This window comes from Actinomadura geliboluensis, from assembly GCF_005889745.1.
GTDB lineage: Bacteria > Actinomycetota > Actinomycetes > Streptosporangiales > Streptosporangiaceae > Spirillospora > Spirillospora geliboluensis.
Genome location: NZ_VCKZ01000029.1, coordinates 1 through 13,673, shown reverse-complemented (window position 1 = coordinate 13,673; position 13,673 = coordinate 1). Strand labels below are relative to the sequence as shown.

At 73.4% G+C, this 13,673-nt stretch carries 13 protein-coding genes; 3 read left to right on the top strand and 10 right to left on the bottom strand.

All coding sequences use genetic code 11. The annotated features are described in order from the left end of the window. Positions 1-25: 25 nt before the first annotated feature. Positions 26-1,348 carry a DUF2776 family protein gene (locus ETD96_RS06865; RefSeq protein ID WP_138635429.1) on the bottom strand — a complete coding sequence of 441 codons (1,323 nt, stop codon included), beginning with the start codon at positions 1,346-1,348 and terminating at the stop codon, positions 26-28. Between the two features lie 266 nt (positions 1,349-1,614). On the opposite strand from ETD96_RS06865, the gene ETD96_RS06860 reads away from it, so the two are divergent. Both ETD96_RS06860 and ETD96_RS47485 read left to right on the top strand, forming a co-directional pair. Then, positions 1,615-2,301, top strand: a complete 687-nt coding sequence (locus ETD96_RS06860; protein ID WP_138635428.1) for a YoaK family protein — start codon at positions 1,615-1,617, stop codon at positions 2,299-2,301. 77 nt (positions 2,302-2,378) lie between these two features. Beyond that, positions 2,379-3,899, top strand: coding sequence for a HEAT repeat domain-containing protein (locus ETD96_RS47485; protein ID WP_138635427.1), 1,521 nt, complete (start codon positions 2,379-2,381; stop codon positions 3,897-3,899). Positions 3,900-3,910: 11 nt separating this feature from the next. Here ETD96_RS47485 and ETD96_RS06850 read toward each other — a convergent pair whose 3' ends face one another. The 9 genes from ETD96_RS06850 to hsaA all read right to left on the bottom strand — a co-directional run bounded on the left by ETD96_RS06850 (position 3,911) and on the right by hsaA (position 12,531). Further along, positions 3,911-5,440, bottom strand: a complete 1,530-nt coding sequence (locus ETD96_RS06850; protein WP_138635453.1) for an MFS transporter — start codon at positions 5,438-5,440, stop codon at positions 3,911-3,913. 8 nt (positions 5,441-5,448) lie between these two features. Continuing rightward, entirely contained in the window at positions 5,449-6,000 is a 552-nt protein-coding gene (locus ETD96_RS06845; protein ID WP_171068895.1) for a TetR/AcrR family transcriptional regulator, read from the bottom strand. 115 nt (positions 6,001-6,115) lie between these two features. Next, positions 6,116-6,892, bottom strand: coding sequence for a glucose 1-dehydrogenase (locus tag ETD96_RS06840; RefSeq protein ID WP_338072536.1), 777 nt, complete (start codon positions 6,890-6,892; stop codon positions 6,116-6,118). Continuing rightward, positions 6,889-7,119 (bottom strand): hypothetical protein, encoded by a 231-nt coding sequence (locus tag ETD96_RS06835; RefSeq protein ID WP_138635425.1) that lies wholly within the window; start codon positions 7,117-7,119, stop codon positions 6,889-6,891. The genes ETD96_RS06840 and ETD96_RS06835 overlap by 4 nt, the downstream gene beginning before the upstream one ends. A gap of 5 nt (positions 7,120-7,124) precedes the next feature. Beyond that, entirely contained in the window at positions 7,125-8,273 is a 1,149-nt protein-coding gene (locus ETD96_RS06830; RefSeq protein ID WP_138635424.1) for a 3-ketosteroid-9-alpha-monooxygenase, oxygenase component, read from the bottom strand. Next, a complete protein-coding gene (locus ETD96_RS06825) occupies positions 8,270-9,949 on the bottom strand; it encodes an FAD-dependent oxidoreductase (protein ID WP_138635423.1) in 1,680 nt (559 codons plus the stop codon). Before ETD96_RS06825 ends, ETD96_RS06830 begins: the two co-directional genes overlap by 4 nt. Before the next feature lie 11 nt (positions 9,950-9,960). Next, positions 9,961-10,431, bottom strand: a complete 471-nt coding sequence (locus ETD96_RS06820) for a flavin reductase family protein (protein WP_240807324.1) — start codon at positions 10,429-10,431, stop codon at positions 9,961-9,963. Beyond that, a complete protein-coding gene (locus ETD96_RS06815; RefSeq protein ID WP_138635421.1) occupies positions 10,428-11,315 on the bottom strand; it encodes a VOC family protein in 888 nt (295 codons plus the stop codon). Before ETD96_RS06815 ends, ETD96_RS06820 begins: the two co-directional genes overlap by 4 nt. Positions 11,316-11,364: 49 nt before the next feature. After that, positions 11,365-12,531, bottom strand: coding sequence for a 3-hydroxy-9,10-secoandrosta-1,3,5(10)-triene-9,17-dione monooxygenase oxygenase subunit (gene hsaA / locus ETD96_RS06810; protein ID WP_138635420.1), 1,167 nt, complete (start codon positions 12,529-12,531; stop codon positions 11,365-11,367). A gap of 141 nt (positions 12,532-12,672) precedes the next feature. On the opposite strand from hsaA, the gene ETD96_RS06805 reads away from it, so the two are divergent. Next, entirely contained in the window at positions 12,673-13,614 is a 942-nt protein-coding gene (locus tag ETD96_RS06805) for an IclR family transcriptional regulator (RefSeq protein ID WP_138635419.1), read from the top strand. Positions 13,615-13,673: the final 59 nt, after the last annotated feature.

The following is a 13,673-nucleotide window of genomic DNA, read 5'->3' as shown; positions in this document are numbered from 1 at the left end:
GGGTGGGCGGCGGCGGTGGCAGGGGTCAGTCGGCCGGCAGCCGGCCCAGGGCCGCGTAGAGGGAGTCGGTCTGCGGGCCCGACGGGCCATACTCCGGCCGCCACTTCCACGGCCGGGTCAGCCCGGCTCGACCAGCTCGGAGCCCGCGAAGAACGACGCGATCCGCTCCGGGGGCCAGCCGCTCCCGGAAGGCCGCCATGATGCCGGCCGGGTCGTCGTCGTCCGGGAACGCCCGCCCGCCGGCGGCGCCGGCCGGTGAGGCGCTCCCGCCGTTCCCGTCCCCGTCCCCTCCCGCGCCGCTGGTTCCGCTCTCCAGGATGGAGACGATGGAGAACAGCGAGAAGCAGATGCAGCCGAGGCCCACCAGGACGCGGGCCGCGACGAGCACCGCGGGATCGGCCGACTCGAAGAGGAACGCCGAGAGGAAGAGGCAGAGCAGGGCCGTGCCGACCGGGATCAGCGGGACCCGGTTCGCCAGGGGGGCGTCGCGCCGCCAGACGAGCGCGAGCAGCAGCACCTTGCTGAGGATGCTCCAGCAGATGAGGCCCAGCCCGACCAGCACGTAGGCGGCGGCCAGTTGGGTGGACCGGGTGTGCACGGCGATGACGATCAGCGCCCACACGATGCCGATGGCGCCGAGGGCGGCGGCCGTTCCCGGCCAGAGCGTGCGCTCTCGCGGGGTGTAGGTGTTCTGGATCTGCCGCAGGATGCTGGCCACCAGACCGATGAGGCAGGTGCAGACGAGCGCCAGGCCGCTCATCACGTGCCCGGAGGTGAACCGCCCCGCCGCGGCTCCGCCGCCCCCGCCCGCCAGCAGGAGGAGGGCCCACGTCCAGGTGGCGAGGGCCGCGAGCACCGGCAGCGTCGTCAGGATCCGCGCGGTGAGCGGGCTGAACGGCGCCGGCGCGCGCGGCGGCGATCCCTCGGGCAGTGCCGAGTTCTCGCTGATCAGGAGGAACCGGGTGGAGACCGTGGCCACGCAGGAGACGCACGCGCAGACCATGCCGACGCCGAAGACCACATGCCCGGCGACGAAATCGGGCGGCGGCGTCCGGGGGCCGCTGAGCAGGTAGAGCCCGTACCCCGTGGGGACGCAGCTGACCGCGAACCCGAACGCCGGGTAGAGCAGCCGGTCCAGCTCGGTGTAGCGGCCGATGAGCTGCCTGATGATCGTGGCCGCGGTGGCGAACAGGCAGAGGCAGATGGCCGCCAGGAAGATGAGCACCAGACCCGCGACGCGCGCGCTCGGACCGGATGCGTGCCCGAGCACGTAGCCGCCCAATCCCGCCGACACGGCACCCATGAGCACGGGTATGGCTCGGAACAGGACGCTGATTTCGTAGTTCATCAAGCCCCTGAGGAATGGTGGCGTGTCCCGGCCGGATACCCGTGATTTCGGCGCTGGTTTCGTGGTCCGGCGGCGAGCCGGCACCGACACGATTCCCTGGGGCCGACCCGGCAAAGGAGCGTCCCGTCAAGGATCGATCAAGTTAGTGCCGGCTTCCATTTGCCGGGAATCGGCCGCCTGTCCTGGCCTGCGGCGTGCCTTGTCCGTTCGCGACATGCCAAGGTCGTGCTCTCCGGATCTCCTTCGCCGCCTGGAACAATTCACGGGTGCCCGAAGCCCGTGACCACGGACCGCTGCCTCCGTTGCTCGTCCTGCTCACGATCATGGCCGGGCTGGTCGATTCCGTCAGTTATCTGGTACTCGGCACTGTCTTCGTGGCGAATATGACCGGGAACATCATTTTTCTCGGTTTGGGGCTCGGCGGCGGCCCGGGCGTGGTGGGGAAGATCCTTTCGATCGCCCTGTCGGTCACGTGCTTCTGTGCCGGGGCCGCCACCGGTGGGCACGCGGCCTTCAACGGGATCACGCACCGCGGCCGCCTGCTCGGCGCGGCCACCGCCACGCAGGCGTGCGCCCTCGCCGTCACCGCGCTCATCGTCACCGGTCTCGACCATGTCGGCGATCCCCGCCGCCAGGTGGCCATCGGCGTCCTGGCGGTCTCGATGGGCTGGCAGTACGCGATCGTCCGGCGGCTCGAAGTGCCCGACTTCCGGACGGTCGTCGTCACCACGACGCTCACCTCGCTGGTCGCCGACAAGGCCGAGGTCAAGGAGCGGGTCGTGCGCCGGGGCCTGTCGGTCGCGGCCCTGCTCCTCGGCGCGGCCGTCGGCGCCGTGCTCGTCCAGAACGTCTCGATCGCGGCCCCGCTCTGGTGCGCGACCGGGGTGCTGGTCGTGGTCGCGTCGGCCGCCTTCATCACCGCGCGTCGGCCGAACGCCGACACGTGGCGGTGAAGGGCGTCGTAGCGGACGCGGGTCAACCGGCGATTCGTCCGGAACGTCTCCCTTATGGAGCCGTCGCGGGGGAGGCCATGGTCGCCGAACATCAGGTCGCGTTCTTCCTGCGGGAGCTGGATTCGCCCGATCCCGCGCGCCGCGCCGCCGCGGCGAAGGGGCTGAGCCGTGCCCCCGGGCATGCCGGGGAACTGCTCGCCCTCGTCACGGACCCCGCTCCTGAGGTCCGGGCGGCGGCGGCCCTGGGACTCGGCCGGCAGCGGGCGGCGGTGCCGGCCGAGCCGCTGGTGGCGCTGTGCTCGGACCCCGACGCCGAGGTCCGGCGGCGCGCGGTCAACACGCTCGTCCAGCTCGGCGCGTCCGGGCCCGAGGTGACCGCGGCGTTCGCCGGGCTGGTCGAGGACGCCGGACTGCGCAACCGGACGGTCGTCCTCGAATGGCTGCTGCAGGCCGAGGTGCCCGTGCCCGCCGCGTCGCTGGTACCGCTGCTCGCCCACCGCGACGACCTCATCTGGGCGCGCGCCCGGTTCCTGCTGCGGCTGCTCCCCGAAGCCGACGCCGTCTTCGCCGACCTGGCGCGGACCGCCTCGGGCAGGGTGCGCCACATCGCGCTGGACATGCTGGACACCCCGAAGGCAGGTGTTCCCGGCCTGGGCTACGGCGCCCCGGAAGAGGTGCACGTGGCGGCCTGGAAGCGGTTCTGGGAGCCCGAGCCGCGGGTCGTCCGGGCGCTGCTGGCCGCCCTCGTGGAGGAGACCGAGCCGAGAGCGCGGCACAACCTCTTCCGCGCGCTGGCCGGACACCGTGTACCGGACGCCGTCGGGCCGGCGGCGGCCTGGCTGGACGATCCCGCGTGCGGTCCCGCCGCGGCTTCCGCGCTGGGCGCCGCCGGCACCACCGAGGCCATCGACGTGCTGCGGCGCTTCGCGGCGGGACGGCACGACGCCGCACTGCGCCGCGAGGCGTTGCGGGCGCTGGGCGCGGCGGGCGGCATCGCGGAGGCCGAGTGGCTGTACGGGCTGCTCGGCGCACGGTCGGAACCGGTGCGCCTGGGCGCGGCCGCCGGGCTGGCCGCCTTCTTCGAGCGGGCCGGCGACTCCCTGCTCGGCCGGTTGGAGCGGTGGCGCGCGGGCCGCGTCCCCGGGGTGCCGGCCCCGCCCGCCGAGGACGCGGTCCGGGAGCTCGCGCGCCGGTCGGCCGTCCGGCTGGTGCGCGAGCTCATCGCCGACGTGGAGAACGCCGACGCCTACCACAGCGCACTGTGGTCGATCCCGGAGGTGCGCCCGATGCTGCCGCAGCTCCTCGAACACCGCGTCGGGCGTGTGCGTGCCACCGCGCTGTACCTCGCCCGTAAGTTCGGCGGCATCGACCTCGCGACCAAGCTGCGGTTCTTGGACGATCCCCATCTGCCTGTGCGCTCGGAAGTGGTGTCCGACCTCCGGTCGCTGGCGGGGAGCGCGGACCTCTCGCCCGCCGATCGGCGGGCGGTGCGTGCCGGACTCGAACGTGCGCGGGACGACGAGGATTCCTTCGTCCGCGATTGGGCGGCCGACGCCCTGGCGCGCCTCGACCGGTCCGCCGCCGGCCGGACGGCGTGACCGTCCGGGTCTCAGTGCTCGCCGGGCCGGCCGTCGAGTCCCTGCCCGCGCAGCAGGAACCAGGCCGCGACGGCGGCGGCCAGGAGGACGGCCGCTCCGGCGCCGGCGGCGATGGCCAGTCCGTCGACGAAGGACTGGCGGGCGGCGTCCAGGAGCTGCGAACCGGCGCCGGGCGGCATGTGCGCGGCGGCGTCGACGGCCCCGCCCAGGGACTCGCGGGCGGTGTCCGGAGTGCCGGGCGGCCCGCTGAAGCCCCGGTAGGCGCCGGTCACCACGGAGCCGAGCAGCGCGATGCCGAGGGCGGCGCCGAGTTCGTAGGCGGTCTCGGACACCGCGGAGGCGGCGCCCGCCTGCTCCTTGGGGGCGCTGGAGAGGATCACGTCGGCGGTGACGGTGAACGAGAACCCGGCACCGAGGCCGACGACCAGCAGCGCACCGCCGAGCACGGGGTAGCCGGTGGACTCGCCGATGGCGGTGAGCGCGGCGAGCGCCAGGGCGATGGCGGCCAGCCCGCCCGACACCACGGCGCGCACGGACAGGCGCCGGGCCGCGCGCCCGGCGATCAGCCCCGCCGCCACCGCGCCGGCGGCGGCGGGCAGCTCGGCCAGACCGGCCTCCAGCGGCTGCCTGCCCTGGACGAGCTGCAGGTACTGGGAGAGGAAGAAGATCAGCCCGGACAGCCCCAGGACGGTCATCAGGTCGGCCAGCACCGCGCCGCTGAAGCCGCGGCTGCGGAAGAGCCGCAGGTCCAGCAGCGGGACCGGCAGGACCCGCTGCCGGCGGACGAATCCGTACAGGGCGGCGGCGCCCACCAGGCCCGCCGCGAGCGGGCCCCATCCGAACCCGTGCGCGGCGGCCTCCTTGACCGCGTACACGGCACCGACCATGCCGACCAGCGACAGCACGACGCTGACCGGGTCCCACGGGCCGGCGTCCGGGTTGCGCGACTCGGGCAGCAGCCTGGCGCCGACCACGACCAGGACGGCCATCACCGGCAGGTTGATCAGGAACACCGAGCCCCACCAGAAGTGCTCCAGCAGCAGGCCGCCCACGATCGGGCCGACCGCCATGCCGGCGGAGGCGGCGGCGCCCCAGACGCCGATGGCGAGGCTGCGCTCGCGCGGGTCGTGGAAGAGGTTGCGGATCAGGGCGAGGGTGGCGGGCATCAGGGTGGCGCCGGCGACGCCGAGCAGCGCGCGGGCCGCGATCATCAGTTCGGGCGTGGTCGCGTAGGCGTTGAGCACCGATACCGCGCCGAAGGCCGTGGAGCCCACCAGCAGGATGCGCTTGCGGCCGATGCGGTCGCCGAGGCTGCCCATGGACACCAGCAGGCCGGCGATCACGAAGGAGTAGACGTCGCCGATCCACAGCAGCTGGGTGCCGGACGGCCGCAGGTCCTCGCTGAGGTAGGGGGTCGCCAGGCCGAGGACGGTCACGTCGACGGCCACCAGGAGCACGGCCAGGACGAGGACGGCGAGCGCCGCCCACCGGCCGGGCCGCTTCACCGCCTCGGGCGTGCCGGGCGTGCCGGGCGTGCGCAGCGTCCCGGTCACGATCCCTCCTTCCGGGCGGCGCCGCCGAGCAGCAGCTCGACGATCATGTAGGTGATGTCGTTGCGGGCCACGCGGCCCTCGCTCACCGCCCAGGCGCCGGAGGCCAGCAGGCCGTAGAGCGCCTCGGTGAGCCAGGCCGGGCTCAGGTCGAGGCGGAACTCGCCGTCCTCCTGGCCGCGGCGGAACAGCGCGGTCAGCCGGGTGTCGATGCGCTCCCAGCCCTGGTTCATCCCGTCGCCCTCGAAGAGCTGGTTCTCGGTGTAGAGGAAGGCGAGCAGGCCGGCGGACGGCTCGATCTCGCGGACCAGGCGGCGCACGGCGCCGGCCGCCGCGCCCTCGTCCAGGTGCGCCGCCGCCAGGGCGGCCTCGCACTCGGCGATGCCGAGCGCCTCCAGGGAGCGGATGAGGGCGTCCCGCCCGGGGAAGTGGCGGTTCAGCGTCGCCCGGCTGATCCCGGCGGCCCGCGCCACCTCGTCCATGGTCGCGGTGGACTTCCTGGTCAGCAGGGCCGCGGCGGCGCGCAGCACCTGGTCTCGATCGACAGCCATGAGACGATTATATGTCAAATGAGACATCAATGTCTCAAAGGACGCATCGACGGCTCATCCAGCGTCGCGCGTGATCAAGTGGGGCAGAGGCGACGGCCCCGGTGAGCGTCGCGGTTCAGTAGCCGGGGCCGCTGAGGAGGCCGCCGTCGACCAGGATCTCGGTGCCGGTGCAGTAGGCGGACTCGTCCGAGGCGAGGTACACGACGGCGCCGGCGACGTCGTCCGGCTCGCCCCAGCGGGGGATGGGCAGGGCCTTGAAGAAGGCGTCCCCGTCGATGGCCACGCCCTGCGCGACGTCCGGGTCGAGGGCGAGTTCGGTGGCGATGCCGCCGGGGTGGACGGAGTTGACGCGGATGCCGAAGGCGCCGAGTTCCTGGGCGGCGGCCTTGGTGACGCCGCGAACGCCGAACTTGCTGGCCGCGTACGCCGACAGGCCCGCGGCGGCGGCGTAGCCCTCGATGGAGGAGGTGTTGACGATCGCGCCTCCGCCCGCTGCCCTCATCGGCTCGACGACCGCCTTGACGCCCAGCCACGGGCCGACGAGGTTCACGTCGAGGACCTGGCGGAGCTCCTGCTCGGTCATGTCCGACAGCAGCCGGTACCGGAGGATCCCGGCGTTGTTGACCAGCACGTTCAGGGTGCCGAAGCGCTCGACCGCGGTGTCCACGGCGCGGGCCCAGTCCCGCTGCTTGGTGACGTCCATGTGGACGAACTCCGCGCCGGTGTCCGCGGCGAGCGCCCCCCCGCGGTCTCGCAGGAGGTCGCCGAAGACCACCTCGGCGCCTTCGGCGACGAACCGGCGCACGTGGGCCTCGCCGATGCCCCGCGCCCCGCCGGTGATGAGTGCGACCTTGCCGTCCAGCCGTCCCATGGTGCCCTCTTCTCCGCTCATTCCTCGGGTCCGATCCGTACGAGTCCTTCGGCCACGGCGTGCTCGATGGAGGACCGCAGCGCCGCGCAGTGCGGGATGCGCGCGGCGGGCTCGCCGGCCGCCACCCGCGGGGCGAACTCCCCGCAGGTGGCGCCGGCGTCGGTCGTCCACTGCACGCTGGTGTGCGGAGGGCTGTTCTTGCTGACCAGGACCCGGGTCCCGCACGCCCGGCAGTCGACCGGCTGCATGTCGGTCAGCTCCGCAGGGACTCGGGGATCATCGAGAAGGAGACCCCGTTGGCGACGTTGTCGGCGACCTCGCGCCGCCACGTCCGCACCGCGCGGGAGGTGTCGATCTCGAACTCGAACCGGTTGGTCATCTCCGGGGCGACGTCCTCGACGTCCACGTAGAACTGCTGGTACCAGCGGCGGAGCTGGTACACCGGGCCGTCCTGGTCGCACAGGAGGGGGTTGTCGATCGCGGTCTTGTTCCGCCAGATCTCCACGTCCTGCATGAAGCCCAGCCCGACGCCCTCGGCGACCTGCGCGGCCATGGTGTCGGCCTCCTGGTCGGACATACCGGGGAACTTCTTGACGATCGCGCCCCACTGCAGCATGAACGAGCTGGGGCTGATCGGGTAGTGGCAGTTGATCAGCACGGTCTCGACGGTCATCCCCTCGGCCGTGTTCCACAGGTAGTCGATCATGTAGGACGGCCCGTGGTAGGCCGCCTCGGAGCGCTGGTCGATCTTCTGCGTGGCGCCCGGGACGAGCCCGAGGTAGGCGTCGTCGCGGGAGGTGCCGTTGAAGTACTGGGTGGCGACGTGGCCCTCGAAGACGTTCTTGAAGTAGGTCGGCAGCGAGTAGTGGACGTAGAAGAAGTGCGCCATGTCCACGACGTTGTCGACGATCTCGCGGCAGTGGGAGCCGTCCACCCGCAGGGTGTTCCAGGACCAGTCGCTCCACTCGTCGCTGAACGCGCCCTCGATGCGGGGGATGGTCACCTCGGGCGGGGGCGGGTTGCCCTGCGGGTCGTTCCAGACGAAGAGCTGGCGGTTCTCCTCCAGCGTCCGCCAGGCGCGCGTGCGGGCGGCGGGCGGCACCCGCTTGGCGTAGGGGATGCCGGCGCATTTGCCGTCGCCGCCCCAGCGCCAGTCGTGGAAGGGGCAGGCGATGGCGTCCCCCTTGACGGTGCCCTGGGCCAGGTCGCCGCCCATGTGGGGGCAGTAGCCGTTGAGGACGTTCAGCGCCCCGTTCTCGCCCCGGAAGACCACGTGCTTGGTGCCGAACGCCTCGACGGCGTGGGGCTTGCCGTCCTTGAAGGAGTCGGCCGGGCCGAGGCAGTGCCAGCCTCGCGCGAACCGCTCGGGCGGCGGGGCGGCCTCGATGACGCGGTGGTTCATGCCTTGTCTCCTTGCGTGATCGCGGGTTCGGCGGTGGCGGCGATGTGGGTGGCGGCGGCGTAGCCGAAGGTCATGGCGGGTCCGATGGTGGCGCCGGGGCCGGGGTAGGTCTCGCCGGTGACGGCCGCCGAGCAGTTGCCGGTGGCGTACAGCCCTTCGATGGCGGTGCCGTCCTCGCGCAGGACGCGCGCGTCGGCGTCGGTGACGAGGCCGCCCTTGGTGCCGATGTCGCCCGGGACGACCGGCACCGCGTAGAACGGCCCCTTCTCCAGCGGGAGGAGGTTGGGGTTGGGCAGCGTCGGGTCGCCGTAGTAGTTGTCGTAGGCGCTGTCGCCTCGCCCGAAGTCGGCGTCCTTTCCGGCGCGGGCGAACTCGTTGAACCGCTCGATGGTGGCTTCCAGATCGGCGGCGGGGACGCCGATCGCCGCCGCCAGTTCGGCGGGGGTCGTGCCGGTCTTCACGGCGCCGGTCTCGCGCCACCGCTTGGGGAACTTCTGCCCGGGGAACAGGCCGACGATGATGTAGCGCGACTTGGCGCGGGAGTCGACGATCATCCAGGAGTTCATCGCGGGCGCGCCGTGCCGGTACATGCGGTCGACGAACTCGTGGTAGGGCAGCGACTCGCGCGCGTACCGCCGCCCGTCGCCGTCGACGATGACCATCCCGGGGACGGCGCGGTCGGCGACGAGGAAGAACGGCGGGCCGTCGGGGGTGGGGACGGACGGGGCGCCCCAGACCTTGTCCATCAGGTCGACGGCCGCGCCGGCCCGCAGTCCGGCCTGGAGGGCGTCGCCGGTCTGCCCCTCGGCGGCGTGCGTCCACTCGGTCTTCGTGGGCGAGGGCAGGTACTTCTCCCGCAGCGCCTGGTCGTGGGAGAACCCGCCGGCCGCCAGGACGACTCCGCGCCGCGCCCGGACGGCGACCTCGCGGCCGCCCCGGTGCAGGCGGACGCCGGTGACCCGCCCGTCCTCGATGACCAGGTCGGTGAACGGGCTGGACAGCCAGAGCTCGCCGCCCGCCTCGGCCAGCGCGAGCCGGAGCCGGGCCACCAGCGCCTCGCCGAGCGACAGCAGCCTGCGCCCGGTCAGCAGGGCGCCGGCGGCGCGGATGCCGACCCGCACGGCGGTCCGCTTGCCCTTCCAGGTGCGGGTGACCATGTTGAGCTTGCCGAAGTCGGCGGAGGTCATGGTGAGCCCGTAGGTCGGCAGGCCGGCGCGACGCAGCCTGCCGAACTCCGGGCCGAGCTTGCGGCCGTCGACGATGCACGGCTCGACGGACCGGCCCTCCGCTTCCCCGCCCGGGAGCTCCGGATAGTAGTCGGAGTAGCCCGGCGTGTAGACGAACCGGACCCAGCGGGTGTTGTCGTGCAGGAAGCGCAGCATCTCCGGGCCGCGCGCCAGGTAGGCGTCCTTGCGTTCGGCGGGCACCCGGTCTCCGACCGTCGCGTCCAGGTAGGCGCGGGCGTTCTCGGGCGTGTCACGCCGGCCGGCCTGCTCCAGGTACAGGTTGTTCGGCACCCAGATGGCGCCGCCGGACAGGCTCGTCGACCCGCCGAACCGGTCGGTCTTCTCCACGACGAGCGCGGACAGGCCGCGTGCCCGCGCCGTGACGGCCGCGGTGAGGCCGCCCGCGCCGGAACCGATCACCACGACGTCGTACTCGTGCTCCCAGTCCATGTGTCCTCCGGCTAGTGGACGGCGCCGGCGGCGTACCCGCCGCGGAAGTACAGCAGCGGCCCGTGCTCGCGCTGGGCGTGCAGTTCCCGGACGTCGCCGATCACGATGAGGTGGTCGCCGGCCTCGTGCACGTCGGCGATGGCGCAGTCGATGGTCGCGAGGGCGCCGTCCAGGTGGGCGGTGCCGTGCGGGGACCGGGTCCAGTCGACGCCGGCGAACTTGTCGCCGCCGCTCGCGGCGAACGCGCGGCAGACGTCGCGCTGGTCGGCCGCCAGGATGTTCACGGCGAACCGCCCGGTCGCCGCGATCTTCGGCCAGCTGGTGGACGTGCGGGCCACGCAGAACAGCACCAGCGGCGGGTCCAGCGACAGCGACGAGAACGACTGGCAGGCGAAGCCCGCCGGGGCGCCGTCGACGCCGACCGAGGTGATCACCGTGATGCCGGACGCGAACCGGCCGAGCGCGTCGCGGAAGGAGGTCACCCGCCCCACCGGTGCCCCCAGTACGCGTCGGCGGTGATCTCCTTGACCGACCAGGTCGCGTCGTCGACGAGGATCGCGTCGGTGCCGTACTCCACCGCGCCGGTGCCGGGGGTGGCGGCGTAGAAGGAGACCATCTTGTCGTTGGTGTGCCGGCCCAGCGTGGACTGGATCGCGATCTCCCGCTCGAGGAAGCGGTCGAGGCCGCGGCCGACGTCGTCGAGGGTCTCCAGCTCCAGCATGAAGTGGACGATGCCGCCGGGCACCTCGCCGGGGAACAGGCCGAGGCTGTGGTGGCGCGGGTTGCAGCCGAGGAACCGCATCCAGACCAGGCCGTCCTCGGGCCGCCCGCCGGCGAGGGCGGCGGGCAGCCGCATCGAGTCGCGGTGCCGGAAGCCCAGCAGCGCGGTGTAGAAGTCGAAGGACGCCTCCATGTCGGGCGCGGGCAGCACGACATGGCCGAGGCCGAGGTCGCCGGCCACGAACCGGTCGCCGAACGGGGTGACCAGCGGGGTGTGGTCCAGCGCGGGCCCGTGGTACAGCTCCAGGTGGTTGCCGTTCGGGTCGTCCACGTGGAACAGCTCCTCCACGCGCCGGTCGGCGGCCTCCTCCGCGGTGCCCGCCTTGACGGGGTGCCCGGCCGCCTCCAGCCGCCGGACGGTCTCCTGGAGCGCGCGGCCGCTCGGCAGCTCCCAGCCCACCGCGAGCAGCCGCTCGGTGTCGCCGGGCAGGAACACGAGCCGGGCGGCGTGCTCGTCCATCCGCAGGTAGACGGCGTCGGAGCGCGGCCCGTCGGCGGTGGCCAGGCCGAGCACGCCGGTGCCGAAGTCGCGCCAGGCGCCGGCCTCGGGCGTCTCGAAGCGCAGGTAGCCGAGTGAATGGATCACGGGATGTCCTCCAAGGGTGGCGGTGTGTCGATCGGGGGCGCGGCGGGCGTCACATCATCACGTCGGTGACCTCGAGGCCGAGCGCTCCCTGGCCGTACAGGGTCAGGGCCCGCTCCGGGTCGTTGACGGCGTGCACCCGGCCGGCGTGGGCGTCCCGCCAGCGGCGCTGGACCTGGTCGCCCTCGGCGAGGGCGCGGCCCCCGGCGTTCTCGAACAGCAGGTCGACCGCCCGGATCGCGCGGCCGGTGGCGAGGACCTGGTCGCGCCGGGTCCGCAGCCGCAGCTTGAGCGGGAACTCGCGGCCGGCCTCGGCGGCCCGGACGAGGTCCCGAATGTTGCGCTCCATCAGCACCCAGGCCGCGTCGATCTCCCCGGCCGCGGTGGCGATGCGGACCTGCGCGTGCGGGTCCTCGGCCACCTTCTGCCCGCCGTAGGAGACGCGGACGCGGTTCCGGGTGGCCGTCAGGTAGGCGTCCAGGGCGCCCTGGGCGATGCCCACGATCGGCATGCTGATCGTGGTGCTGAACACGGCCGCGAACGGCAGCCGGTACAGCGGCGCCTGGTTCACCTCCTGGCCGGGGCAGCGGCACGCCGAGGTGTCGGCGAAGCTCAGCGTGCGGTGCTCGGGGACGAAGGCGTCCTCGACGACGATGTCGTTGCTGCCGGTGCCGCGGAGCCCGACCGTCCGCCACACGTCGTCGATGCGGTAGTCGGCCCGCGGCAGCAGGAACGTGCGCATGTCCACCGGGTTGCCGTCCGCGCCGCGGACCAGCCCGCCGAGGAAGACCCAGTCGGCGTGGTCGCAGCCGGAGGAGAAGCTCCACCGGCCGCTGACCCGGAAACCGCCCTCGACCGGGGTCACCTCGCCGGTCGGCGCGTACGACGAGCTGATCCGGGTGTTCTGGTCGGCGCCCCAGACCTCCTCCTGCGCCGCGACCGGGAACAGCCCGAGCTGCCAGGGGTGCACGCCGACGACGGAGGCGACCCAGCCGGTCGAGCCGCAGGCCGCGGCGATCTCCCGGACGGCCGCGTAGAACGTCGCGGGGTCGGCCTCGTACCCGCCGAACGCCTTCGGCTGCAGCAGCCGGAAGAACCCCGTCCCGGCCAGTTCCTTGATCGTGGCCTCGGGGACGCGGCGCGCCTCCTCGGCCTCCGCCGCGCGCTCGGCGATCGCGGGCGCGAGGTCGCGCACCGCGTCCAGAACCTGGTCACTCATACTCGCTCCTTGCTGTGATCCCGTGTGAGGCGGCTCACGGGCGGGCTTGCGAGCACGGTAGGCGAGGTGTTCCAATTAGAAATAAGCCTCTTCCCGTTGAGCGGGAAGATCATCTGGCCCGGGGGAGGGGGAGCTCACCTGATGGCGGCACCGGCCGCGGCGTCCGAGCCGCACCTGGAGGCGTCGATGCTGGCCCGCGCGGCCCGCATCCTGTACTCCTTCACCAGCACCACGCCGGAGCAGTCGATGAGCGACGTCGTCCGTCGCACGGGGCTGCCCCGGTCCTCGGTGCACCGCATCCTGGACCAGCTCGTCCAGCTCCGCGCCCTGGAGCGCACGGGGCCGCGCTACCGGCTCGGCCTCGGCCTGCTGGAGCTCGGCGCGCAGGCCGCGCACCAGAACCGGCTGCGCGAGGCGGCGCTGCCGCACCTGCGCTCGCTGCACGAGAGCACCGGCACGGCGGTGCACCTGGCCATCCTGGACGGCCACGAGATCGTCTACCTGGAGAAGATCGGCGGGCGCCGCGGCGGCAGGGTCCCCTCCCGGCTCGGCGACCGGCAGCCCGCGTACTGCACGGGCGCGGGCAAGGCGATCCTCGCGTTCACCGGCGCGGACATCCCGGCCGAGGTGCTGGACGCGGGGCTGCTCCCGCGCACCCCGTACACGATCACCAGCGCCCACCGGCTGCGGCGCGAACTGGCGCGGATCCGCGAGCACGGCGTCGCCTTCGACCGTGAGGAGAGCCACCGGGGCATCGTGTGCATCGCCGCGCCGGTGCGCGACGGGGCCGGGCGGCCGGTCGCGGCCGTCTCGGTCTCCGGCCCGACGGAGCAGATGACGTCGCGGCTCGTGCCGCCGCTGCTGACGGCGGTGCGCGGCCTCTGGCGGACGCTGTTCGTCGCTCCGGCGCGCCCCCGGCCCGAGCCCGCCGCGCCGCCGGCCGCCCCCGCGTCCGGTGCGGCGTCCAGGGCGGCGGCCAGTGCTGCGACAGGGGCGGCGCCCGCCGGATCCGCTCCGGCCGACTGGCCGGACGGGACGCTCGACACCATGGTGGCCTGGCCCAAGTTCACCGAGTGGATCTGAGCGAGACCGGAACCGGCCGGGGCCGACGCGGTCTCCCGCTCATCGGGAAGGTCCCGGGG

What these genes read in the sequence shown, in the direction of transcription:
- ETD96_RS06835 (WP_138635425.1), bottom strand. Translation starts at nt 7,119, where the DNA reads ATGCAGCCGGTCGACTGCCGGGCGTGCGGGACCCGGGTCCTGGTCAGC.
- ETD96_RS06830 (WP_138635424.1), bottom strand. Translation starts at nt 8,273, where the DNA reads ATGAACCACCGCGTCATCGAGGCCGCCCCGCCGCCCGAGCGGTTCGCG.
- hsaA (WP_138635420.1), bottom strand. Translation starts at nt 12,531, where the DNA reads ATGAGTGACCAGGTTCTGGACGCGGTGCGCGACCTCGCGCCCGCGATC.
- ETD96_RS06865 (WP_138635429.1), bottom strand. Translation starts at nt 1,348, where the DNA reads ATGAACTACGAAATCAGCGTCCTGTTCCGAGCCATACCCGTGCTCATG.
- ETD96_RS47485 (WP_138635427.1), top strand. Translation starts at nt 2,379, where the DNA reads ATGGTCGCCGAACATCAGGTCGCGTTCTTCCTGCGGGAGCTGGATTCG.
- ETD96_RS06805 (WP_138635419.1), top strand. Translation starts at nt 12,673, where the DNA reads ATGGCGGCACCGGCCGCGGCGTCCGAGCCGCACCTGGAGGCGTCGATG.
- ETD96_RS06825 (WP_138635423.1), bottom strand. Translation starts at nt 9,949, where the DNA reads ATGGACTGGGAGCACGAGTACGACGTCGTGGTGATCGGTTCCGGCGCG.
- ETD96_RS06840 (WP_338072536.1), bottom strand. Translation starts at nt 6,892, where the DNA reads ATGAGCGGAGAAGAGGGCACCATGGGACGGCTGGACGGCAAGGTCGCA.
- ETD96_RS06845 (WP_171068895.1), bottom strand. Translation starts at nt 6,000, where the DNA reads ATGGCTGTCGATCGAGACCAGGTGCTGCGCGCCGCCGCGGCCCTGCTG.